General features: G+C 74.1%; 23 protein-coding genes. 12 read left to right on the top strand and 11 right to left on the bottom strand.

All coding sequences use genetic code 11. The features are described 5' to 3' along the window. On the bottom strand, positions 1-1223 hold a 1223-nt coding region (locus tag ACZ6TB_RS03675; RefSeq protein WP_465550163.1), incomplete at its 3' end, for a CoA transferase. A gap of 127 nt (positions 1224-1350) precedes the next feature. On the opposite strand from ACZ6TB_RS03675, the gene ACZ6TB_RS03670 reads away from it, so the two are divergent. Together ACZ6TB_RS03670 and ACZ6TB_RS03665 are read left to right on the top strand one after the other, a co-directional pair. After that, entirely contained in the window at positions 1351-2265 is a 915-nt protein-coding gene (locus ACZ6TB_RS03670) for a LysR family transcriptional regulator (RefSeq protein ID WP_465550161.1), read from the top strand. Positions 2266-2360: 95 nt separating this feature from the next. Then, positions 2361-2612 (top strand): hypothetical protein, encoded by a 252-nt coding sequence (locus ACZ6TB_RS03665; RefSeq protein ID WP_465550159.1) that lies wholly within the window; start codon positions 2361-2363, stop codon positions 2610-2612. Positions 2613-2644: 32 nt separating this feature from the next. Here ACZ6TB_RS03665 and ACZ6TB_RS03660 read toward each other — a convergent pair whose 3' ends face one another. The 3 genes from ACZ6TB_RS03660 to ACZ6TB_RS03650 all read right to left on the bottom strand — a co-directional run bounded on the left by ACZ6TB_RS03660 (position 2645) and on the right by ACZ6TB_RS03650 (position 5665). Beyond that, complete coding sequence (locus ACZ6TB_RS03660) at positions 2645-3844, bottom strand: alpha/beta hydrolase family protein (protein WP_465550158.1); 1200 nt, start codon at positions 3842-3844, stop codon at positions 2645-2647. Between the two features lie 71 nt (positions 3845-3915). Further along, positions 3916-4941 carry an MBL fold metallo-hydrolase gene (locus ACZ6TB_RS03655; RefSeq protein ID WP_465550156.1) on the bottom strand — a complete coding sequence of 342 codons (1026 nt, stop codon included), beginning with the start codon at positions 4939-4941 and terminating at the stop codon, positions 3916-3918. A gap of 124 nt (positions 4942-5065) precedes the next feature. After that, positions 5066-5665 (bottom strand): TetR/AcrR family transcriptional regulator, encoded by a 600-nt coding sequence (locus tag ACZ6TB_RS03650; protein ID WP_465550154.1) that lies wholly within the window; start codon positions 5663-5665, stop codon positions 5066-5068. Between the two features lie 57 nt (positions 5666-5722). Between ACZ6TB_RS03650 and ACZ6TB_RS03645 the strand changes: the two genes are divergently transcribed. Together ACZ6TB_RS03645 and ACZ6TB_RS03640 are read left to right on the top strand one after the other, a co-directional pair. Further along, positions 5723-7693, top strand: coding sequence for an acyl-CoA dehydrogenase family protein (locus ACZ6TB_RS03645; RefSeq protein ID WP_465550152.1), 1971 nt, complete (start codon positions 5723-5725; stop codon positions 7691-7693). 37 nt (positions 7694-7730) lie between these two features. Continuing rightward, entirely contained in the window at positions 7731-10118 is a 2388-nt protein-coding gene (locus ACZ6TB_RS03640; RefSeq protein WP_465550150.1) for an acetyl-CoA acetyltransferase, read from the top strand. A 1-nt stretch (position 10119) separates the two neighbouring features. Here the strand turns inward: ACZ6TB_RS03640 and ACZ6TB_RS03635 are convergent, their stop codons facing one another. Both ACZ6TB_RS03635 and ACZ6TB_RS03630 read right to left on the bottom strand, forming a co-directional pair. Beyond that, entirely contained in the window at positions 10120-10488 is a 369-nt protein-coding gene (locus ACZ6TB_RS03635; RefSeq protein ID WP_465550148.1) for a hypothetical protein, read from the bottom strand. Between the two features lie 70 nt (positions 10489-10558). Beyond that, positions 10559-11740 carry an MFS transporter gene (locus ACZ6TB_RS03630; RefSeq protein ID WP_465550146.1) on the bottom strand — a complete coding sequence of 394 codons (1182 nt, stop codon included), beginning with the start codon at positions 11738-11740 and terminating at the stop codon, positions 10559-10561. 37 nt (positions 11741-11777) lie between these two features. Here ACZ6TB_RS03630 and ACZ6TB_RS03625 point away from each other — a divergent pair, with 37 nt between their 5' ends. After that, complete coding sequence (locus tag ACZ6TB_RS03625) at positions 11778-13262, top strand: alkaline phosphatase D family protein (protein ID WP_465550144.1); 1485 nt, start codon at positions 11778-11780, stop codon at positions 13260-13262. On the opposite strand, the gene ACZ6TB_RS03620 is transcribed toward ACZ6TB_RS03625, so the two are convergent. Continuing rightward, positions 13263-13751: a hypothetical protein gene (locus ACZ6TB_RS03620; RefSeq protein ID WP_465550142.1), complete on the bottom strand. Its 489-nt coding sequence runs from the start codon at positions 13749-13751 to the stop codon at positions 13263-13265. Positions 13752-13773: 22 nt separating this feature from the next. Continuing rightward, a complete protein-coding gene (locus ACZ6TB_RS03615) occupies positions 13774-14523 on the bottom strand; it encodes a methyltransferase domain-containing protein (RefSeq protein ID WP_465550140.1) in 750 nt (249 codons plus the stop codon). Between the two features lie 57 nt (positions 14524-14580). On the opposite strand from ACZ6TB_RS03615, the gene ACZ6TB_RS03610 reads away from it, so the two are divergent. The 7 genes from ACZ6TB_RS03610 (at position 14581) to ACZ6TB_RS03580 (ending at position 19015) form a co-directional block, all read left to right on the top strand. After that, on the top strand, positions 14581-14997 hold the full coding sequence (locus ACZ6TB_RS03610) for a MerR family transcriptional regulator (protein WP_465550138.1): 417 nt from the start codon (positions 14581-14583) through the stop codon (positions 14995-14997). Between the two features lie 9 nt (positions 14998-15006). Then, the gene (locus tag ACZ6TB_RS03605; RefSeq protein ID WP_465550136.1) at positions 15007-15354 is read left to right on the top strand and encodes a hypothetical protein; all 348 of its coding nucleotides are present in this window, start codon (positions 15007-15009) and stop codon (positions 15352-15354) included. Positions 15355-15400: 46 nt separating this feature from the next. Next, positions 15401-16033, top strand: a complete 633-nt coding sequence (locus ACZ6TB_RS03600; RefSeq protein WP_465550134.1) for a hypothetical protein — start codon at positions 15401-15403, stop codon at positions 16031-16033. 36 nt (positions 16034-16069) lie between these two features. Beyond that, positions 16070-16915 (top strand): alpha/beta fold hydrolase, encoded by an 846-nt coding sequence (locus ACZ6TB_RS03595; RefSeq protein ID WP_465550298.1) that lies wholly within the window; start codon positions 16070-16072, stop codon positions 16913-16915. A gap of 77 nt (positions 16916-16992) precedes the next feature. Further along, positions 16993-18183, top strand: a complete 1191-nt coding sequence (locus ACZ6TB_RS03590) for a cytochrome P450 (RefSeq protein ID WP_465550132.1) — start codon at positions 16993-16995, stop codon at positions 18181-18183. Continuing rightward, positions 18177-18818, top strand: a complete 642-nt coding sequence (locus tag ACZ6TB_RS03585; RefSeq protein WP_465550130.1) for a TetR/AcrR family transcriptional regulator — start codon at positions 18177-18179, stop codon at positions 18816-18818. The genes ACZ6TB_RS03590 and ACZ6TB_RS03585 overlap by 7 nt, the downstream gene beginning before the upstream one ends. Before the next feature lie 2 nt (positions 18819-18820). Further along, entirely contained in the window at positions 18821-19015 is a 195-nt protein-coding gene (locus tag ACZ6TB_RS03580) for a ferredoxin (RefSeq protein WP_465550296.1), read from the top strand. Here the strand turns inward: ACZ6TB_RS03580 and ACZ6TB_RS03575 are convergent. From ACZ6TB_RS03575 to ACZ6TB_RS03565, 3 genes are all read right to left on the bottom strand, one after another. Further along, positions 18998-19138, bottom strand: coding sequence for an EGFR-like transmembrane domain-containing protein (locus ACZ6TB_RS03575; RefSeq protein WP_465550128.1), 141 nt, complete (start codon positions 19136-19138; stop codon positions 18998-19000). The genes ACZ6TB_RS03580 and ACZ6TB_RS03575 overlap by 18 nt on opposite strands. A 130-nt stretch (positions 19139-19268) precedes the next feature. Next, positions 19269-20012 (bottom strand): IclR family transcriptional regulator, encoded by a 744-nt coding sequence (locus ACZ6TB_RS03570; RefSeq protein ID WP_465550127.1) that lies wholly within the window; start codon positions 20010-20012, stop codon positions 19269-19271. A 9-nt stretch (positions 20013-20021) separates the two neighbouring features. After that, complete coding sequence (locus ACZ6TB_RS03565; RefSeq protein WP_465550125.1) at positions 20022-20780, bottom strand: SAM-dependent methyltransferase; 759 nt, start codon at positions 20778-20780, stop codon at positions 20022-20024. Positions 20781-20809: the final 29 nt, after the last annotated feature.

The raw sequence follows: 20809 nt of genomic DNA, 5'->3' as shown, positions 1-20809 counted from the left end.
GCCCCAGCCCCAGCCCCAGCCCCAGCCCCAGCCCCAGCCCCAGCCCCAGCCCCAGCCCCAGCCCCAGCCCCAGCCCCAGCCCCAGCCCCAGCCCCGGCCACCGCGCCCAGCGTTGCCCCTGCCTCCCCGCCCGGCGCCGCCTCCACTCCCTTGCCGGATTTATCGCGATTTAGCGACTTAAGAACGGCGTCCGTGTGCTGGCCGTGCGCGGGGGCGGCGAAGCGAACCCCGGCCCGGCGCCCATCGACCTCGACGCACCCGTTGGGCATGACCACGCCGGCCACCTCGACGAAGGCCTCCCGCGCGACGAACTGGTCGGCCACGCGCACCTCGGCGGGGGAGAGCAGGGCCGCGGTCGGCACCCCGTGCGCCTGGCCCTGACCGACGATCTCCTCGCGGGTGCGGTTCGCGAAGAGCCGCCCGATCGCCGGATGGATCCGCCCGGCCGCCGCGAACCGCTTGCCGAGTTGGGCCAGCTCCGGGTCGGCGAACTCGGCGGGCTCGCCCAGCCACGCGAACATGCCCTGCCATTGCCGCGGCGCGAGCACGCAGATGCGCACCCAGCCGTCGGCGCAGCGGAAGATCGGGTAGAGGTGCCGGGCGTCGGGGCGCCCGCGCGGCCCGTTCGCGGCCGGAACGCCGCCGGTGGCGCTGCCGCCGATGCCGAAGCCGGGGTCGAGCACCTGGGCGGTGGCCTCGTAGACCGAGACGTCGACCAGGTCGCCGCCGCCGGCGAAGTACGCGACCAGGGCCGCCCACGCCGCCTGGACGGCCGCCGACTCGGACGCCGGCGAACCGGGTGGCATCAGCGGTTCGCGTCCGGGCAGCCCCGAGCGGGAGAGCACGCCGCCGAGGGCGAGATGCGTCGACTCGGTCGCCCGCCAGTCCCGGTAGGGCCCGGTCAACCCGAAGTCGGTGATCGCCACGACGACGAGCCCCGGCCGGCGGGCGCGCAACGAAGGCAGGTCGCCGGCCGCGCTCGTGACCAGGATGTCGGCGGTGTCGATCAAGCGCAGGAAATCGTCGCCGTCCACCACCACGGCCCGCTTGTTGGCGTTGTGCGTGGCGTAGTAGACCTCCCGGCGGCGCGACGCGGCGCCCTCGGCCGGCTCCACCCGGATCACGTCGGCGCCCAGGTCGGCGAGCAGCCGGGAGGTCGTCTCGCCGAGGCCGTCGGTGCGGTCCACGACCCGTACGCCGATCAGCGGCAGGTTATCGTCCATGGCTGACACGATGGGCGTGCGCCGGACCGCCGTACATCACTGTTTCGCGCACGTAGCGTGCCGCCGGCCGCAACGTGCCGGCCGACTTCCTTGCCGGTGATCGTTCAGTAACGTCAGACTGGACGGCATGGACATCGCGCAGCTGCGTTGCTTCCTCGCGGTCGCCGAGGAGCTGCATTTCGGCCGCGCGGCCGAGCGGCTGCACATGACCGCGTCCCCGGTCAGCCGGATCGTCAAGGACCTCGAGCGCGAGCTCGGCGCCGACCTGTTCGTCCGCGGCTACCACCAGATCCAGCTCACCCCGGCCGGCCGCGAGCTGGCCCGCCGGGTGCCGCCGCTGCTGGCCGAGTTCGACCGCCTGCGCAGCGAGGTCCAGCTGGTCGCCGCCGGCGAGGAACGGGTCGTCCGGCTCGGCGGCTCGCACCTGTCGCCGCCCGGCATCCTCGACGCCGTGGTCGAGTGCGCCGAGAAGGGCAACCCCGGCCGCGAGGTCGACGTGGCCCTGGCGCCGTCGGCCGACCTGCTGCCCCGCCTCGAACGCGGCGAGCTCGACGCGGCGGTCGTGCACCTGCCGGTCGCCGAGCCCGCGATGATGTCGATCGGCCTGGCGTCGTACCACTTCATGGTCGCCATGCGCCGCGACGACCCGCTCGCCGGCCGGCCGTCGCTGGCCCTGGCCGATCTCATGGACCGCACGATCGTCACCTATCCGCTGACCCTCCAGCCGCTGGCCATGCAGGGCCTGCGCGACGACCTGGTCAGCCGCGGCCTGCGGCATTTCCGCCTGCTGGCCGGCGCCGACGCGGCGATGCTGGCCGGGCACGTGCGCCGCACCGGCGACCTGACGTTCACCCTCGACCCGGCGACCGGCGGCTCGGCCCGGATCTTCGACGACCCGGCGTTCCGGCTGGTGCCGCTGGTCGACGCGCCGCGTTTCCGGCTCGGCCTGGTCTGGCTGGCCGCCCGCGACGCCGACCGCGTGGTGCGCGGCATCGTCACGACCGTCCGCGACCGCTGGTCCCAGGGCGAGATCGAGGTCTGACCCAGCGGCCGGGCCGCCGCGCGAGATCGAGGTCTGAGCCGGCAGCCCGTGCCGCCGGGCGAGATCGAGGTCGGCCCGGCGGGCGCCGTGGTTGGATGGGCCCGGTGAGCAACCCATGGGATGAGGACATCGCCCCCTCGGCCGCCGCCCGCAGCACCCTGCGCTGGGCCCTCGAGAACGGCGCGTCGACGCTGGGCGAGGCGTACGACATGCTCGACCAGTTCGAGCTCAGCAACGACGTTCCCGAGGTGCTCGGCGAGGACGACACCGTCGAGGATGTCCGGGCCGAGCTCGAGGAAGCCCTCGAGATCGCCGGCCCGGACACCTCGCTCACGACGTTGCTCTAGCCGCCATCCCCGCTACTGCCCCGCCATCCCCGCTACAGCCCCGCCATCCCCGCGAACCACCGGGTCACCCGGGGCACGCCGAGCACCTCCGACCCCTCGTGGACGAAGCCGTTGTAGTCGGTGTCGACCCCGAGATCGACGGTGGGCGCCCCGAGCGTGGCGTGGCAGTGCTCGGTGTTGGCGTTCACCGCCTCCTCGTCGCCCGGGCTGTAGTAGAGCCGCACCGGCATCCGCGGCGACCAGTCGACGCACACGCTGTCGAGCACGGCGAGCGCCTCGGCGAACCGCCCGGTCGGATGCAACAGCATGGCCTTCCCGCGCGGCGTCAGCAGGTCGTCGATCGTCGGCGGCAGCGCGGGAAGCACCTCCTCGCCGGGGTGGGTGCCGTCGAACAGCGCGGGCAGACCGGCGTACGCCGGCTTGAACACATATCCCGGGTACGGATAGATGTCGTGCAACCGGTCGAAGGCGACCAGCAGGTACGTCGTGTACGCGCTGGCCAGAATCGGATGCACCTCCGGCGTGAACAGCGACGGGATCGCCGCGTGCCGGAAGTCGTAGGCCCCGCTGATCGGGGCGACCGCCGCCGCCCGGAACCACGGGTCGGCCCCCGACTGCAGCGCCCGGGCCAGCCCGAGGGCGGCCGAGGCCCCCTGCGAGAAGCCCGAGGCGTAGACGTCGCGGGTCAGGTGCCGCCCCTGCCCGGCGGCGAAGGAGCGGGCCGCCCGCAGCAGGTCGAGCGAGGCGGTCGTCTCCGACGGCACGTCCATCCACGGGTGCGGCCCCGGGCCGACCCCGAGGCCGAGGTAGTCGGGCGCGACGGCCGCGAACCCGGCCGACGCGAAGGTGAGCGCCGGCCCGATCAGGAAGACGTCGTCCGACGTGGACGGCGCGTCCGGCTTGTAGATCTCGGTGCCGTGCCCGAACGACACGGTCGGCAGCTCCTTCCGGTTGGTGATCGGCAGCGCGACCAGCCCGCTCGCCGTGGTCGGGCGACCGGTGGCGCTGGTCGTCCGGTAGACGAGCCGGTAGGTGCGCACGCCGTAGCGGTCGGTGCCCGGGTCGAACTTGTCCGCGGTCAGCGCCGCGTCCACGTCGGCCCGGGTGGCGTACGTGCGTAGGGCGGTGGCCGAGACCAGACGGCCCGGCGCCGCCGCGGCCGGCGTCGCCGCCACCGCGAGCGAGGATGCGATGAGCGCCCCCGCGATGCTCAAACTCAGCAATTTCCTCATGTCAATGAGGCTAGGAATCGGCGGGCGGCGAGTCAGTCGAGCCAGCACCCGAATCGGGGGTAGTGCTGGCGCTACCGCCGCCAGCGCAGCGGCGCCTCGCCGTCCGCGCGGACCGTGCGACGCGCGGCGAGATGGTGCAGGTGGGCGAGCGTTTCGGCGAGTGCCATCCGCCGCATCATGCCGTGCAGCGAGTCCCAGCCTCGCGACCACGTCAGGCGGGTGGCCACGTCCCACGCCGTGGCCGGCGACGCGAGCAGGGCCAGGATCTCGCGGCCGCGGTCGTTGTGGTGCCGGGCCAGCTCGGCGGCCCGGTCCTCGATGCCCCGGAACCGGTACTCGTGGGCCGGCAGCGCCTCGTCCGCGTCGAACTTGGCCACCAGGTCGAGCGAGTCGAGGTACTCGCTCAGCGGGTCGCCGGCCGTTCCGGAGTGCACGCCGATGTTCGGGCTGATGCGCGGCAGCAGGTGGTCGCCGGTCAGCAGGATCCCGGCCCCGGCGTCGTGCAGGCAGAGATGACCCGGCGTGTGCCCGGGCGTCCAGACCGCGCGCACCTCGTGACGGCGCAGCGGCAACAGCTCGTCGTCCTCGATCGCCCGGTCCGGCGAAGCCATGCCGAGGATGTCGCCCATCCGCCGTGGGTCCACCACCAGCCGGTCGGTCTCGGCCGCCGGTACGCCGTGCCGCATCAGCCAGGCGCGGTCGTCCTCCGGCCGGTGGTCGCGCCAGACCCGCCCGGGCAGCGTGCGGGCCTCGACCGGGTGCATGCCGATCCACGCGCCGGACTCCGACCGCAACCAGCCGCTGAGCCCGTGATGGTCGGGGTGCACGTGGGTGACCACGACGCCGGCGACGTCGGCGAGGGCCGCGCCGGCGAGCGACAACCCGGCGGTGAGCGCCGCGCGGCCCTCGGCCGTGTTCCAGCCGGGGTCGACCACCACCGCGCCCGCGTCGTCGAGGAACACGTAGCTCAGCGTGTACCGCAGCGGGTTGTGCGGGATCGGCACCGGGATCGACCACACGCCGGGCCGCACCTCCTCAACCGGCGGCAGCACCCGTTGCTGCCAGGCCGCCCGCTGCGCCGTGCCGGTGACGATCATGCGCTGACCGGCTGGAACAGAAAGGCGATCATGCGCTGACCGGCTGGAACAGAAAGGCGATCATGCGCTGACCGGCCGGAACAGAAAGGCGATCATGCGCTCACCGGCTGGAACAGAAAGGCGATCATGCGCTCACCGGCTGGAGCAGGAAGCCGACCAGGCTGCGGGCGTACCCGGCGGTGTCGTTCGCCAGCGCGGCCCGCTTGTCGTCCGGCGTCGTCAGCGCGTGCATCATCGCGCCGCCGATCAGGGTGTCCAGCAGCAGCGTGACCGAGGTGGCGGCGGGCAGCTCGCCGCGGCCGATGCCCCGGCGGACGATCGCCCGGGCCGCGAGGACCTGCGCCGTACGCATCGCCTCGTAGTGCTCGGCGACGCCCGGGATCGAGGCCGCCTCCAGGTTCAGCCGCATCGCCGCCCGGCTGCACGGGCCCAGGTAGAGGTCGAGCATCTGGGTCGCGAGCTCGACCAGGTCGCCGTGCAGGGTGCCGGTGTCGACGTCGCTGACCTTGGGCAGGCCCATCGAGAGCGCGTCGGTGAGCAGCGCCTCCTTGCCGCTCCACCGCAGGTAGAGCGACGCCTTCCCGACGCCGGCCCGCCGCGCCACGGCCTCCATCGCGAACCCGGCCCAGCCCGCGTCGCCGAACACGTCGAGGGCGGCCCGGGCGATCCGGCGATCGACCTCGGGATCGCGGGGCCGGCCGGGCGCCGGCGTCGCACCACTCATCGCGGCCATCCTCCGAGCTATTGCTGAACGGTTTCCGTCAGGATACAGTCCCCATAAGTGAACGGAAAGCGTTCAGTATTGGAGGCGCCGATGTCGCCCGAGGAACTGCAAGCGCTGCGCGAGTCGGTCGCCGGCGTCGCCGCCCGTCTCTGGGGCGACGCGACGGCCGCGGCCGACGGCAAGCTGGGCGAGCTGTGGGCGGTCGCGGGGGAGCAGGGCTGGCTCGAGATCGGCGCCGACGACGACCTCGCCGCCGCGCTCGCCGTCGTCCGCGAGCTGGGCCGGGTCGCCTGCCCGCTGCCGATCATGGACGCGTACGTCGCGGCCCGCCTCGGCGTCACCGGGCGCGTGCTGGTCGCGGCCGTCCCCGAGCACCTCGACGCCGCCGACGCCGCCACCCACGTGCTGATGCTCCCCGGCGGGACGCTGCACGAGATCGCCGAGCGCTCGGAGCAGCCCGGCCTCGCGGCGCCGGCCTGGTCGCGGGTGCGGCCCGGCCCGGCGATCCGCACGGTCGAGGCCGGCGCCGACGCGGTCACCCTGCTGCGGCTCGGCCTCGCCGCGCGCGCCCACGCCGCCGCGCAGCGCGCGCACGAGATGGCGATCGAGCACGCCCGGAGCCGCCGCCAGTTCGGCCGCGCGATCGGCTCGTTCGGGGCCGTCCAGCAGCGGGTCGCGGCCTGCCAGATCGACGTCAGCGCCGGCAACCAGCTGATCGACCGGGCCGCCGACGCGTACGCCGCGGGCCGCCCCGATTGGCCGCTGCAGGCCGAGATCGCCGTCGAGTTCGTGGCCGCCGCCGCCCGCCGCGTGCAGCTCGGCGCCCACCACACGCTCGCCGCGATCGGCTACTTCGAGGAGCACGAGGCGCCCTGGCTGTTCCGCCGGGTGCACGCCGACACCACCCGCCTCGCCGACCTGTCCCCGCCCGCCGGCACGGTCGCCGACGTTCTGATCGAGACCGGCGCGTCGCTGCCCGCGTTCGACGACGAGCCGTTCCGCCGGGAGGTGCGCGATCTGATCGCGGCCACCGGCGATGACGACATCGTCGCCGAGATGGCGACCCGAGGGTGGTTCGGCGGCCGGGAACTCTCGCTCGCCGAGCAGGTCGCATTGCACGAGGAGAGCACGTACGCCCGGGCGCCGGTCACCCTCCAGCTCGGTTCCGTGATGCTGCTCGGCGGCTCGATCCGCCGTCACGGCACCGACGCGCAACGGGCCGCGTTCCTGCCCCTCATCCACGCCGGCGAGCTGCGGTTCTGTCTCGGCTACAGCGAGCCCGAGGCCGGCTCCGACCTGGCCTCGCTGAAGACCAGGGCCGACCGCGACGGCGACGGCTGGGTCATCAACGGCCAGAAGCTGTGGACCACGGGCGGCCACCGGGCCGGCCACGTGTGGCTCGCGACGCGTACCGACCAGGAAGCCTCCCCGCCGCACGCCGGCATCACCGTCTTCCTGATCCCGATGGACACCCCCGGCATCACCGTCCATCAACATCGGGCCTTGTCCGGCGAGATCTCCTGCACGGTCTTCTACGACGGCGTACGCGTCCCCGACAGTTGCCGGGTCGGCGAGGTCGACGGCGGCTGGAAGGTCATCACCGACGCCCTCGCCGGCGAACGGGTGCTGATGGGCGGCATCGCCGCGAGCCTGTTGCGCCAGCTCGACGACCTGCTCGCCATCCTCCGCGCCGAGCCGTCCCGGATCGGCCCGCGCGGCTCGGCCAAGCGCGCCCGCCTCGGCGAGCTCGCCGTCACGCTGCAGGCCAACCGCGCCCTGGTCGCCGCCGCGATCGGCGCCACCGCGGGCGGCCGCGGCGCCCGGCTCGAGGCCCCGATGGCCGGCGTCCTCGGCGGCGAGCTGGCCGAGCAGTTCGGCGAGGCGACGCTCGACCTGCTCGGCCCGGACGCTGCCCTGACCGGCGACTTCGAGTACGGCCTGCGGCTGTCGATCATGTACGTGGTCGGCGGCGGCACCAACGACATCCAGCGGGGGTTGATCGCCCGCGGCCTCGGCCTGCCCCGGTGAGAATGCCCGCCCGTGGCGAACGATTTGGAGCGACCTGATGTCACCGAACCTCGACGACCTCGACGACCTCGACCCGAGCACGCCGATCATCGTGGGCGTCGGCCAATCCTCGGAACGCCTGGACGACCCCGGCTACCGCCGCCGCTCGCCGGTCGAGCTCGCCGCCGACGCCGCCCGCGCCGCCCTCGAGAACACCGGCGCCGACCCGGCCGCGGTCGCCGCCGCGATCGACACCGTCGCCGGCACCCGCCAGTTCGAGAACTCCACCCCCGGCGCCCGCGCGCTCCTGGGCCGCTCCGGCAACTTCCCCCGGTCGGTCGCCGCCCGCGTCGGCGCCGACCCCAAGCGGGCCGTCCTCGAGGTCGCCGGCGGCCAGAGCCCCCAGCACCTGGTCAACGAGTTCGCCGCCACCATCGCGGCGGGCGACGCCGAGGCCGTCCTCCTGTTCGGCTCCGAGGCCATCTCCACCGTCGAGAAGTACGCCCGCGACCCCGCGAAGCCCGACTTCACCGAGGAGCCCGGCGGCGACCTCGAGGACCGCGGCTTCGGGCTGCGCGGACTGGTGAACACGCATCACGCCGCGCACGGCCTGACCGACGCCCCCAGCCAGTACGCGCTGGTCGACAACGCCCGGCGGGCCCGGCTCAAGCTCACCCGCGACGAGTACGCGGCCCGGATCGGCGCCCTGTTCGCCCCCTTCACCCGGGTCGCGGCGGCCAACCCGCACGCCGCCGCCCCGGTCGAGCGCACCGCCGCCGAGCTGGTCACGCCGACCGCCGCGAACCGGCCGATCGCCGACCCGTACACCCGCTATGTCGTCGCCCGCGAAAAGGTGAACCAGGGCGCCGCGGTGCTGCTCACCTCCGTCGCCGCCGCCCGCCGCCTCGGCATTGCCAAAGGGCGCTGGGTGTTCCTCGCCGGCCACGCCGACCTGCGCGAACGCGACCTCATGGACCGTGCCGACCTCGCCGCCGGCCCGGCCTCGGCGATGGCCGCCCGGCACGCGCTCGACCAGGCCGGCATCGACGCCGCCGAGCTCGCCACCATCGACCTCTACAGCTGCTTCCCGGCGCCGGTCTTCACCGTCGCCGACGCGCTCGGCCTGTCCCCGGACAACCCGCGCGGCCTCACCCTCACCGGCGGCCTGCCGTTCTTCGGCGGCGCCGGCAACAACTACTCGATGCACGCCATCGCCGAGACCGTCGAGCGCGCGCGGAAGCAGCCCGGCGGCTACGGCTTCGTCGGCGCCAACGGCGGCGTCATGAGCAAGTACTCGGCCGGCGTCTACACGACCACGCCCGCGCCCTGGCGGCCGGACGGCAGCGCCTCGTTGCAGGCCGAGATCGACGCGTGGCCGGCGCCGGGGGAGGCGCGCCAGGCCGACGGCTGGGCGACCGTCGAGACGTACACCGTCAAGCATGCGCGCGACGGAAAGCGCACCGGCATCGTCATCGGGCGCCTGGAGGAGGACGGACGCCGTTTCGTCGCGCGCACCGACGACCGCGACGCGGCGACGCTCGAACTGCTGAGCACGGACGAGCCGATCGGCAAGCGGGTCTACGTGCGCTCGTTCGGCTTCGGCAACCGGGTCACCACCGACGAGTCCACGATGGACCGCCTGTTCCCGGTCTCGCCCGCGACGATCAAGGACGATTACGAGCACCTTCTCGTACGCCGCGACGGCCATCTCCTGGAGGTGACCATCAACCGCCCGGAGGCCCGCAACAGCCTGCACCCGATGGCGAACGACGAGCTCGACCGGGTGTTCGACGCGTACTTCGCCGACGACGAGCTGTGGGTCGCGATCCTCACCGGGGCCGGCGACAAGGCGTTCTCGGCCGGCAACGACCTCATCTACTCGGCGTCGGGCAAGCCGATGTGGGTGCCGAAGAACGGTTTCGCGGGCCTGACCAGCCGGCGCAGCATGCCCAAGCCGGTCATCGCCGCGGTCAACGGCTTCGCCATGGGCGGCGGCTTCGAGATCGCCCTGGCCTGCCACCTGGTCGTCGCCGACGAGACGGCGAAGTTCGCGCTCAGCGAGGTCAAGGTCGGCCTGATCGCGGGCGCCGGCGGGGTGGTGCGGCTGCCCCGGACGCTCCCGCCCAAGCTGGCCCACGAGATGATCCTCACCGGCCGCCGCCTCACCGCCGCCGAGGGCCTGGCCCACGGCCTGGTCAACCGGGTGACGCCGGCCGGCGAGGCGCTCGCGGGCGCCCGCGCCCTGGCCGCCGAGATCCTCGACTCGTCGCCGACCTCGGTGCGGATCTCGCTCCGGGTGATGGAGGAGACCCGCGGCATTCCCGACGTGGTCGACGCCGTCCGCCACCACAGCCGCGCGCTCGACGACCTGATGGTCAGCGAGGACGCGATCGAGGGCCTCACCGCGTTCGCCCAGAAGCGCAAGCCGCGGTGGCGCAACCGCTGAGTCAGCCCCGCTCGACGTGCACGCCGCCGATCAGGCTGTACTCGCGGATCTTCACGGTCGTGGTGGCCGGCCCGCCGCGCCGGGCCGGCTCGACCCGGACGCCGCCGAAGATGCGGAAGCCCTCGACCTCGACGTCGATGTGGTCCGGGACGCGCAGCGAGACTCCGCCGATCAGGCTGATCTTCGTGAGCACCGGCCGCTCCGGCAGCTCCGCCTCGGTGAGGTCGAGGTTGGCGCCACCGAGCGGGCCGACGACCCGCATGTCCCGGGGCATCCGCCACCGGCCGCGGCGCTTGGTGCCGCCCAGCAGGTTGACGTACCAGGCCCGGCCGGATTCGTTGCTCAGAAACGGCGTCTCGTTTTCGTCCATGCCTACGACGGTAGGGATCGACGAGCGCGCGTACGGGTATCGACCGGCACGGGGGCACGGATGACATCCGTCATGACCGCCGCCCGGCCCCGGCCGCGGCCGCGACGCCGAGCCCGATGGTGAGCAGCGCCGACAGCAGCAGCGTCGGGCGGGCGCCGGCGGCGCTGACGAGCGGGCCGCCGAGCAGCGTGCCCAGCGACGCGGACGGCGTCTGGATCGCGGCCCGGGTCGCCAGCACCCGGCTCAGCGCCTCGGGCGGCGTCTCGGCCTGGAACAGTCCCGTGGTGATGGCCGAGAACGGCCCGTAGATCAGCCCGCCGAACGCCATGCCGATCAGCCCGGGCACGATCGCCGCGGTCAGCCCGAGCGGCAGCAGCGCCGCGCCCCACCCGATGATGATCGCCACCACCACGGTCCACGGCGGCAGACGCCGCAGCAGCGCCGCCCCGGCCGCGCCGATCGTCGCGCCGACGCCGAAGACGGTCCAGTAGAGACCGAGCAGCCCCGCCGAGCCGTCCAGGTCGTGGGCCACCAGCACCGGCAGGGCCACCTCGACCGGCCCGTAGAGGAAGAAGAACACGCACGTGATCGCGATCAGCCCGAACAGCGCGGGCCGGTCCCGGATCGTCCGCCAGCCACCCCGGTCGGCCGGTGCCACCGGCCGGGTCGGCACCGTCCACGCCGTCAGCGCCAGCACCGCCCAGGTGGCGGCGTCGGCGGCGAGCACCCATCCCGGCCCGGTCACGGCCGCCAGCCCGCCCGCCACGGCCGGCCCGATCACGATCGACACCTGGGTGAACGTCGACACCAGCGCGTTGCCGGCCACCCGCTTCTCGGCCGGGAAGTGCTCGGCGACCAGCGTGTACGCGCCGGCGATGCCCCACGCGTGCAGCAGCGAGGAAAGGGCGAGCAGCGACGCGTACGCGATCGGGTCGAGCCGCCCGGTGATCGCCAGCGTCGCCGCGACGCCGAGCGCGATCGCCCGCAGCGTCGCGTCCGCCGTGACCAGCCGGGCCGCCGGCAGCCGGCGCATCCACCGCGCGAGCAACGCGGCCCCGACCGGCGCCGGCAGCGCATAGGCCGCGACCGAGATGCCGGTCCAGACGCCCTCCTGCCCCTCGGGCGCGATCTGCACCGCGAGCCACGCCACCGCGACCAGGCTCATACCGTCCCCGAACGCGGAGACCAGCATCCCGGCCAGCACCAGGCGCAGCTTCTTCATGGTGAAGATCATGCCGGGAACGGGTGTCACGCGGAAATCTGGACAAATAGGGCTACCGTCGGGGTCTGTGAACAGGATCAGCCGCCGGGTCTTCGTGCTCGGCAGTCTCGGCACGGCCGTGCTGCCGCGACGCGCCCTCCCGTACCCCTTCTCGCTCGGTGTCGCCTCCGGTGACCCCGCCCCGGACAGCGTCGTGCTGTGGACCCGGCTCGCGCCCGTCCCGCTCGCCGCCGACGGCCACGGCGGAATGCCGGGCGCCGACGTCGCCGTCGACTGGCAGGTGTCGAGGACCGAGTCGTTCGCCGTTCCGGTGGCGGCCGGCACGGCGATCGCCCGGTACGCCGACGCCCACACCGTGCACGTCGTCGCCGGCGGTCTCGCGCCGGACGGCGAGTACTACTACCGATTCCGGGCGCGGGGTGACCTCTCGCCGGTCGGGCGCACCCGGACCGCGCCGGCGCCCGACCGGGCCGGGGGCGGCCTGACGATGCTGTTCGCCTCGTGCGCCAACTTCGAGGCGGGCTGGTTCACCGCGTACCGGCGGATGGCCGAGGAACACCCCGACCTGATCCTGCATCTCGGCGACTACATCTACGAGGGCGGCGCCACACCCGGTCACGCGCGCATGCACCTCGGGCCGGAGGTTCTCACGCTGGCCGGCTACCGGCGGCGCTACGGGCAGTACAAGACCGACCCCGACCTCCAGGCCGCGCACGCCGCCGCGCCCTGGCTGGTGGTGCCCGACGACCACGACGTCGAGGACGACTACGCCGGGTGGCACCGGCTCGACGACGTGCCCCCGCTGTCGCCCGCGCAGTGGGTGACCCGCCGCGACGCCGCCTACCGCGCCTACCGTGAGCACCTCCCGCTGCGGCCCGGCGTGCCGCTGCACCGGCGCGTCCCGTGGGGGCGGCTGGCCACGTTCCACATGCTCGACACCCGGCAGTTCCGCGACCCGCAGGCGTGCGGCGGCCACTGGAAGGTCTGCCCCGACGCCGATCGGCCCGGTCGCAGCCTGCCCGGCTTCGCGCAGGAGGCGTGGCTGCTCGACGGCCTGGCCCAGCGCCGCGCCGTCTGGGACGTGATCGGCCAGCAGGTCTTCTTCGCGCGGCAGATCAACGCGTTCGGCGCGGGCAACATGGACGCCTGGGACGGCTACCGCGCCTCGCGCGACCGGCTGCAGCGGGGATGGGTCGAGCGGGGCGTGCGCAACCCGGTCGTGCTCACCGGCGACATCCACACGGCGTGGGCCAACGATCTCAAGGCCGACTACCTCGATCCGGCGTCACCCACGATCGGCGCCGAGCTCATCTGCACGTCGCTCACCTCCCGCGGCGACGGCACGGCGGACTCGAGGATCCCGACCGCCGACGTCAACCCGCACCTGAAGTACTACTCGGACCGGCGCGGCTACACCCGGACGCGGATCACCGGTTCCGAGATCCGGGCCGACTTCCGTGGTCTCGACGCGGTCAGCGTGCCGGGCGCGCCGATCCGGACCCTGGCGACGTTCGCGGTGCTCGCCGGCCGCCCGGGGTTGCTGCGGGCCTGATCAGCCGCCTTCGGCGAGCGGGGCGATCAGCGCGTACGCCGCGGAGGCGCCACCCGGGTCACCGCCCAGCTCGACGACGATCGGCTCGGGCGGCAGCTCGCCGAGGCCGTTAACCGTCTTCCGGCCGTCGCACGGCAGGTCGCCGGAGACGATCGGGTCGCCGGACGCCCCCGGCTTCCCGCTGCGCACCGCGAAGGTGAGCGTCGTGCCGGGGGTGGCCGCGGCGCAGGCGGCGTGCAGCCAGTACTGCTGGTGGGGTTTCGGCGTGCGCCGGACGGTCGCCTCGTGCCCGCCCGGGCCGGACACCACCACCCGGGCGATCTCGCCCGGAACTTCCGCCGGCGCGGTCACGGTCACGGGCGGCGGCGCCGCGGCGCTCGTGGGCGCCGGTGAAGGTCCGGGCGTGGCCGGAGCCGGCTCGCCGGTGCACCCGCCGGCCGCCGCGACGGCCAGCAGCGTGAGGACCAGCCCGGCCCGCGACGTCGACATGCGCCGATCATGCCAGGCGGTGTCAGACGCGGGTCCCGGCGGCCACGAAGATCGAGATGGCGACCGTCAGCCGCCCGGCGGCGGCGCGGCGGTCCTGGTCGGCGAGCCAGGTCTCGCCCTCGGCGGCGGTGACGGCGCCGGTGTCGCGGGCCGCGACCAGGTGACCGTGCAGCGCCGGCGAGATGGTGGCGGGCTCGGTGAAGATCGCGGTGTGCGCCTCGAGCGTGACGTCCTCGAAGCCGCCGTCCAGGAGCAGGTTGCGGTAGGCGCGGGCGATCCGGGGGTGGGGGATCGTGCCGGCCCGGGCGGCGACGATGCGGCGGGTCAGCTCCGGCTCCGACGAGTCGATGACGATGGTGTCCCAGTCCTGGCCGAGCAGCACGATCCGGCCGCCGGGGGCGAGCACCCGGCGGGCCTCGGCCAGCGCGGCGCCCGGGTCGGGCAGGATGTGGAAGACCTTGTCGGCGCGGTAGCCGAGGGCCTCGCCGTCGCGCAGTGGCAGGGCGGTCGCGTCGGCCTCGCGTACGTCCACGCCCGGGAATCTCCGGATCGCGGCCGCGAGCATGACCGGATCGAGATCCACCCCGATCGCGTGCTCGCCGAGCTCGGCCACCGCCCGCCCGGTGCCGCACCCCACGTCGATCACGGTCGACCCGTCCGGCCGGCGCAGCAGGTCGTAGCTCCGGGCGCGCAGCTCGCGGGCGCCCGGCAGCGACTCGGCCGCGTCGAGGGCGGCGATGAGCCGGTCGGAGTCGGTGTGAGCGGTATGCATGGAAGCGAGCATGCGACTTAAGGTCGACCTGAAGTCAACGGTACGGCGAGGTGACCCATGGAACTCACGATCGGCGAGCTGGCGGCCCGGTTCGGCCTGGCCACGCACGTGCTGCGGCACTGGGAGGAGCGGGGGCTGCTGTCGCCGGCGCGGCGGGTGGCCGGCCGACGCGCCTACGACATGACCCACGTGACCCGGGTCGCCGAGATCCAGCTCGGCAAGGAGGCCGGCTTCGGCCTCGACCAGCTGCGGGAGCTGTTCGCCGCGGAGGATCGCGACCAGCGCCGCAAGGTGCTGACCGTCCAGCTGGCCGAGGTCCGCGAGCGGCAGGCCCGGCTGGCGCTGTCGGCCAGGATGCTCGAGCACGGGCTGCGCTGCCGGCACGCCGACTACCAGCAGTGCCCCCGCTTCCGGGAGATGATCCTGTCCCGGCTGGACGGCGTCGAGATATCGGTGGCGATGGATCACGACTAGGATTCCGCCATGACGCGGTGGGGCCTGTTCCTGTTCGGCGCCGGCGCCGGGCTGATCATCGGCTTCGAGAGCGGCGAGCGGGTGGTCTGGGCCGGCGTGGTCGTCGGCACGGTGGGGCTGCTCCTGATGATTCTCGGCGCTCGCTCGGCCAAGGGCGACCTCGTCGGCGACGCCCTGGCGGCCCGCGCCGCGCCGAAGGGTGGGAAGCCCACGTTCGCGCATCTCGGCCCGCATGTCGAGCGCGTGCTGGCCCTCGCCGAGGAGCAGGCCGCCGACCACATCGCCGAGGCCAAGATCACCGCGGCCCGGATCGTGGCCGAGGCCCGCGCCGAGGCCGACCGACTCAAACGTGAGTAGGCGTGGCAGGTCGCCTGAACGGGCCGCGGACGATACAACGGGAGCTGTGACGCTCACCTTCTGTCCCGACCTGACGGCCGCCGACTGGATCGCGCGCAGCGATCTGCCCTGGCAGCGGCTGGTGACCTTCGGTCCCGGCGGGTTCGACGCCTACGCTCGGCTACGACTGCTGCCCGACCCGGAGCATCCCGGCCAGAGCGAGTTCGACGTCGAGGCCGAGGACTGGCGGGCCGAGCAGCTACCGCGTCTGTTCGCGGCCCTGTCCGCGTACACCACCGCCCCCGGCGACTGCTACTTCCTGGTCTGGGAGGGCTTCGGCCACGGCGGCGCCGAGCCCGGCCCGGCCGGGGCCGTCCCGCGCCCCGGCGCCGTGCCCGGCCTGGCTCCGGCCCCGCGCATGCCGTCGATGCCGAGGGTCGTCGTCCCGCACCGCGAGTACTGGCTGTTCCGCGGCCCGCTCGCCGAGGTCGGGGTCTGGGGCATGCCGGAGTCCCTGGCCGACGAGACCGCTCCCGCCTTCGTCTGGCCGGCCGACCACGCCTGGTGCGTGGCCCTGGACGTCGATCCGCACTGGGCCGGCATCGGCGGCCGCGAGCTGCTGGTCGACCGCCTGACCTCCGATCCCCGCCTCGACGTCGTCCGCGCCGACCCGGCCGGGCCGCAGCCGGCGTACCGGTGAGCGTGCCCGGCGGGCGCGTAGGGTCGGCCGGTGCGGATGGTGGCCGTCGACGACGGGGTGCGACTGCGGACGTGGACGGCCGGGACCGCGGGTGACTTCCCGCCGGTCGTCCTGCTGCACGGCGGCCCGGGCCTGTGGGACTACCTGGCGCCGGTCGCCGCGATGCTGGCGCCGCTGACCGTCGTTCACCGGTTCGACCAGCGCGGCTGCGGCGGCTCCGGCGCGTCCGCCGAGCAGAGCCTGGCCCGTTCGGTGGCCGACGTCGAGGCGCTGCGGCGGCACTGGGGGCACGAGCGCTGGGTGGTGGCCGGGCATTCGTTCGGGGCCACGCTCGCGCTCGCCTACGCCGTGCGCCATCCCGATCGGACGGCCGCGCTCGGCTACCTCGGCGGGGTCGGCGTCGGCGACTGGCGCGGCCCGCACCACGCCGAGCGCACCCGGCGCATGACGGCCGCCCAGGCCGACCGGCTCGCGGCGCTCGAGGACCGGAGCGAACGGACCCCGGACGAGGAGGTCGAGTTCCGGGCGCTGCACTGGTTCACCGACTTCGCCGACCCCGGGCGCGCCTGGCGATGGGCCCTCGAGGACGCGCGCACCGAGCACCCGATCAACTGGGCCGCCAACCGGGCGCTGATGGCCGACGCGCGGCGCTGGTCCGACGCCGACGTTCTCGCCCGGGCCGGGCAGCTCGACCGGCCGTGCTGGTTCCTGCACGGCGACCGGGACACCCGCCCGGCCGCGACCGTCGCCGCGCTGGCCGCCGCCGTTCCCGGCGCCCGGCTGCACCTGATCGCGGGCGGCGGTCACCAGCCCTGGCGGGAGCGCCCGGACGAGCTCGGCGAACTGCTGCGCGGCCTGCTGTCGGCCGCCCGTTCCGGATAACAGGCATTGATGTCGATCAGTCACCTGACTTAGATTGCATTGACGTCCGCTGATGTCCACGACACGGGGAGCGCACCATGGACTATCCGTTCGCCGCGCCCGCCGCCCTCGAGCCGCCCGCCGAGTGGGAGCGGCTGCGCGCCGAGTGCCCGGTCTCGCCCATCCGGATGGCCAGCGGGGACGAGGCGTTGCTGCTCACCCGCTACGACGACGTCCGCGGGCTGCTCGCCGACCCGCGGTTCACGCACAACCTCACCCAGCCCGGCGCGGCCCGGGTCGCCGACTCCGAGAGCGGCGGCGTCTTCAACGAGGGCGGCGCGACCGCGACGATGACCGCCGGCGAGGGCCACGCGCGCTGGCGGCGGATGATGAGCCGCTCGTTCACCGCCAAGCGGGTCAACGCGCTGCGCCCGCGGATCGAGGAGCTCGCGAACGGCCTGGTCGACGAGATGCTCACCACCGACCAGCACGACCTGATCCAGGGCCTCGGCTTCCCGCTGCCGGTCTTCGTGATCTGCGAGCTGCTCGGCGTGCCGGCCGAGCACCGGCACCGCTTCTCGTACTGGTCGGACGCCATGCTCAACCTGACCCGCTACCGGCAGGACGAGCTGGACGCGGCGGCGGCGGAATTCCAGAACTTCATGGCCGAGCACGTACGCGCGAAGCGCACCGACCCGGGCGAGGACCTGCTGAGCGAGCTGGCCGCCGTGGTCGACGCGCAGGACGGCCGGATGACCGAGCCCGAGCTGATCGCGACCGCGAAGGGCCTGCTCGTGGCCGGGCACGAGACCACCGCCAACATGATCGGCAAGATGGTCGCGATGCTGCTGGCCGACCGGTCGCGCTGGGAGCGGCTGCTCGCCGACCGCGCGCTGATCCCGACCGCGGTCGAGGAGTCGCTGCGCTTCGACGCGAACCCGGGCTTCGGCATCCCCCGTTACGTCAGCGAGCCGGTCGCCGTCGGGGAGGAGACGATCCCGGCCGGCTCCACGGTCGTCACCAGCATCGCCGCCGCCAACCGGGACACCTGCGCGTTCGCCGGCGCCGACGAGATGGTGCTCGACCGGCGGCCCAACCCGCACATCGCGTTCGGCGCCGGCCCGCACTCGTGCCTGGGGCAGGCGCTCGCCCGGGTCGAGCTGCAGACGGCGCTGTCGGTGCTGCTCGACCGGCTGCCCCGGCTCGAGCTGGCGCTGCCGGCCGGCGAGCTGCGCCGCCGGGAGGGCCTGGTCGTCGGCGGGCTCGAATCGCTGCCGGTCCGATGGTGACCGCGGCCTCGCGACGGCGGCCCCGCGCGGACGCGGCGGCCACCCAGGCGCTCCTGCTGCGTACGGCGGAACGGCTGTTCGCCGAGCGGGGGGTGCACGCGGTCTCCAACCGCCAGGTCGCCGAGGCCGCGGGCCAGGGCAGCAACTCGGCCGTCGGCTATCACATCGGCACGAAGGCCGACCTGGTCGCCGCCGTCATCCGCGCGCACGCCGTCCCGATGGACCGGATGCGCGCGGTGATGCTCGAACGCGACGACCCCGACCCGCGGGCCCGGATCGCGTGCCTGGTGCGGCCGGTCACCGGGCACCTCGCGGAGCTGGGCGTGCCGAGCTGGTACGCGCGGTTCGCCGCCCAGGTCAGCATCGATCCCGGCCTGCGCACGATCGCCATCCGGGAGGCGACCTCGACGCCGGTCATGCGCCGGGCCATGGACGCGGTGCTGGCCTGCGTGCCGGCCGACGCCGTGGCCCGGGCCGGCATGGTCCGGCACCTGATCATCCACACGTGCGCGGACCACGAGCAGCGGCTGGCCGACGGCAACGCGCCGGCCGGTGACACCTGGGCCCGCACCGGCGCGCACCTGATCGAGGCGGTCGCGGCGCTTCTCCGCGTACGGGAAGGGAATCGGCTTTGAGAGTGACCGTCGACCAGGAGAAGTGCTGCGGGGCCGGTCAGTGCGTGATGATCGCCCCCGAGGTGTTCGACCAGCGCGAGGAGGACGGCGTCGTGGTGCTGCTCGACCCCGCGCCGGAGGCCTCGTTGCGCGCCGACGTGGAGAACGCCGCCGCGGTGTGCCCGGCCGCCGCGATCGAGCTAGCCGGCGAAGGTTAGGTAGAGCAACGCCACCAGGGCGACCACCATCAGGACGATCAGCCCACCGACCACGATGGTCGCCGTCGTGCCGCCACCGTCCTTCTCGTACTCGATCTGGGTCTTGTCGGGCTCTTGGGGCATGGGGGACCTCCGCTCGCTGAACGCGCGGAGGCTAGCGGGCAAGATCCGTTCACCACGAGCCTCGGTTCCGCCCTGCGAAACGCGTGACCACCCGCGCTCGGCCGATGACCGCCCGTGGGGTGCGGCGGCCTCAGGGGCGGTGCTGGGCCAGGACGCTTCGGACGAGCCGGCCGGTGCGGTGGAGCTTGGGGCTCGGGTAGCGCAGCGCGGCGCCGAGCAGGGCCAGCGCGCCGACCACCCGGCCCGAGACGTGCACGGGGACGGCGGCGCCGGCCATGCCGACCAGGAACTCGCCGGACTGGATCGCGTAGCCGCGGTCCCGGGACGCCGCCACGTCGGCGGCCAGCCGGTCGTGGTCGACGATCGTCGCCGGCGTGCGGGGCGTCAGCCGCAGCCGGGGCACGACCGACGCGGCGCCCTCGGGCGGCAGGCCGGACAGGACCGCCTTGCCGATGCAGCCGCTGGTCAGCGGGTATCGCCGGCCGACCGGGGAGGTTGCGGCGGCGGGCGGCTGCACGGGGTGCCGCTTGCCGATGATGAGCAGGGAGAGCGACGACCAGTCGACCTCGGCGATCAGCACGGTCTCGCCGGTCATCCGGGCCAGCTCGTCGGCGGCGGCGCCGGCCCGGTGGGTGATGGCCGAGCTCTCCGACACCTGGCTGCCGAGCTCGAGCAGGCGCACGCCCAGCAGGTAGGCGCCGTCCGGGTCCTGCCGCAGGAAGCCGCGCTCGATCAGCGTCACGGCGATGCGCCGGACACTGGGCCGCGGCATCCCGACGGCCTCGGCCAGCTCCGACAACGTGAGCCGCGGATGGGCCGAGCTGAACGCGCTCAGGATGTCCAGCGCGCGGGCGACGGAGCGGACCTCGGTCATGCGCCAACCCTACTTACGGCCGACCGCCCCGTACGCGTCGATGTGCTCGATCTCCCCGTCGGCCCGCCAGGCGGTGATCGGGGTGAGCCCCGGCTCGACCAGCGTCAACCCGTCGAAGATGGATTCCAGCTGGGCCGGGCTGCGCAGGTGGTAGGGCACGCCGCCCATCTCGGCCAGTTTCGCGGCGCCGGCCACCACGGACGGCGTCGTGTTCGTCCCGTCCCAGAACACGAGGTAGCTGCCCGGCGCGGCCGCCGCCATCATCCGCCCGGTGATCGACTTGACCACGTCGAGGGACGGCTCGTAGCCCATCACGCCCATGAACATGACCGCCATCGGCTCGCCGAAGTCGAGCGTCTCGGCCGCCGCGGCCAGGATCTGGTCGGGCTCGTGGTAGTCGGCCAGCACGTAGGTCGTCGCGTCGGCCGTCAAGGTGCGCGCATGCGCCAGCACCATCGGGTCGTTGTCGACGTAGACGACGCGTGACTCGGGCGCGACCCGCTGCGCGACGGCGTGTGTGTTCTCCATCGTGGGCAGCCCCGTGCCGACGTCGAGGAACTGCCGGATGCCGGCCTCGGCCGCGAGGTGGCGCACGACCCGGATGAGGAACTGCCGCGAGAACCGCGCCATCAGCGCGATCTCCGGATAGATCTGCGCCACGGCGTCCCCGGTGGCCCGATCCGCCTCGAAGTTGTCGGTGCCGCCCATCCAGTAGTTCCACATGCGGGCGGCGTGCGGGATGCCGGGCTGAAGATCGGGCTCGCTCATGGCGCCCTTTCTATGCCACCGGCGAACCT

Source organism: Actinoplanes sp. NPDC051537 (assembly GCF_055586105.1).
The sequence above is the reverse complement of the archived record's forward strand: the minus strand, read 5'-3'. Positions and strand labels throughout refer to the sequence as shown.

What these genes read in the sequence shown, in the direction of transcription:
- ACZ6TB_RS03670 (WP_465550161.1), top strand. Translation starts at nt 1,351, where the DNA reads ATGGACATCGCGCAGCTGCGTTGCTTCCTCGCGGTCGCCGAGGAGCTG.
- ACZ6TB_RS03665 (WP_465550159.1), top strand. Translation starts at nt 2,361, where the DNA reads ATGGGCCCGGTGAGCAACCCATGGGATGAGGACATCGCCCCCTCGGCC.
- ACZ6TB_RS03660 (WP_465550158.1), bottom strand. Translation starts at nt 3,844, where the DNA reads ATGAGGAAATTGCTGAGTTTGAGCATCGCGGGGGCGCTCATCGCATCC.
- ACZ6TB_RS03655 (WP_465550156.1), bottom strand. Translation starts at nt 4,941, where the DNA reads ATGATCGTCACCGGCACGGCGCAGCGGGCGGCCTGGCAGCAACGGGTG.
- ACZ6TB_RS03650 (WP_465550154.1), bottom strand. Translation starts at nt 5,665, where the DNA reads ATGAGTGGTGCGACGCCGGCGCCCGGCCGGCCCCGCGATCCCGAGGTC.
- ACZ6TB_RS03640 (WP_465550150.1), top strand. Translation starts at nt 7,731, where the DNA reads ATGTCACCGAACCTCGACGACCTCGACGACCTCGACCCGAGCACGCCG.
- ACZ6TB_RS03635 (WP_465550148.1), bottom strand. Translation starts at nt 10,488, where the DNA reads ATGGACGAAAACGAGACGCCGTTTCTGAGCAACGAATCCGGCCGGGCC.
- ACZ6TB_RS03620 (WP_465550142.1), bottom strand. Translation starts at nt 13,751, where the DNA reads ATGTCGACGTCGCGGGCCGGGCTGGTCCTCACGCTGCTGGCCGTCGCG.
- ACZ6TB_RS03615 (WP_465550140.1), bottom strand. Translation starts at nt 14,523, where the DNA reads ATGCATACCGCTCACACCGACTCCGACCGGCTCATCGCCGCCCTCGAC.
- ACZ6TB_RS03610 (WP_465550138.1), top strand. Translation starts at nt 14,581, where the DNA reads ATGGAACTCACGATCGGCGAGCTGGCGGCCCGGTTCGGCCTGGCCACG.
- ACZ6TB_RS03605 (WP_465550136.1), top strand. Translation starts at nt 15,007, where the DNA reads ATGACGCGGTGGGGCCTGTTCCTGTTCGGCGCCGGCGCCGGGCTGATC.
- ACZ6TB_RS03595 (WP_465550298.1), top strand. Translation starts at nt 16,070, where the DNA reads ATGGTGGCCGTCGACGACGGGGTGCGACTGCGGACGTGGACGGCCGGG.
- ACZ6TB_RS03590 (WP_465550132.1), top strand. Translation starts at nt 16,993, where the DNA reads ATGGACTATCCGTTCGCCGCGCCCGCCGCCCTCGAGCCGCCCGCCGAG.
- ACZ6TB_RS03585 (WP_465550130.1), top strand. Translation starts at nt 18,177, where the DNA reads ATGGTGACCGCGGCCTCGCGACGGCGGCCCCGCGCGGACGCGGCGGCC.
- ACZ6TB_RS03575 (WP_465550128.1), bottom strand. Translation starts at nt 19,138, where the DNA reads ATGCCCCAAGAGCCCGACAAGACCCAGATCGAGTACGAGAAGGACGGT.
- ACZ6TB_RS03570 (WP_465550127.1), bottom strand. Translation starts at nt 20,012, where the DNA reads ATGACCGAGGTCCGCTCCGTCGCCCGCGCGCTGGACATCCTGAGCGCG.
- ACZ6TB_RS03565 (WP_465550125.1), bottom strand. Translation starts at nt 20,780, where the DNA reads ATGAGCGAGCCCGATCTTCAGCCCGGCATCCCGCACGCCGCCCGCATG.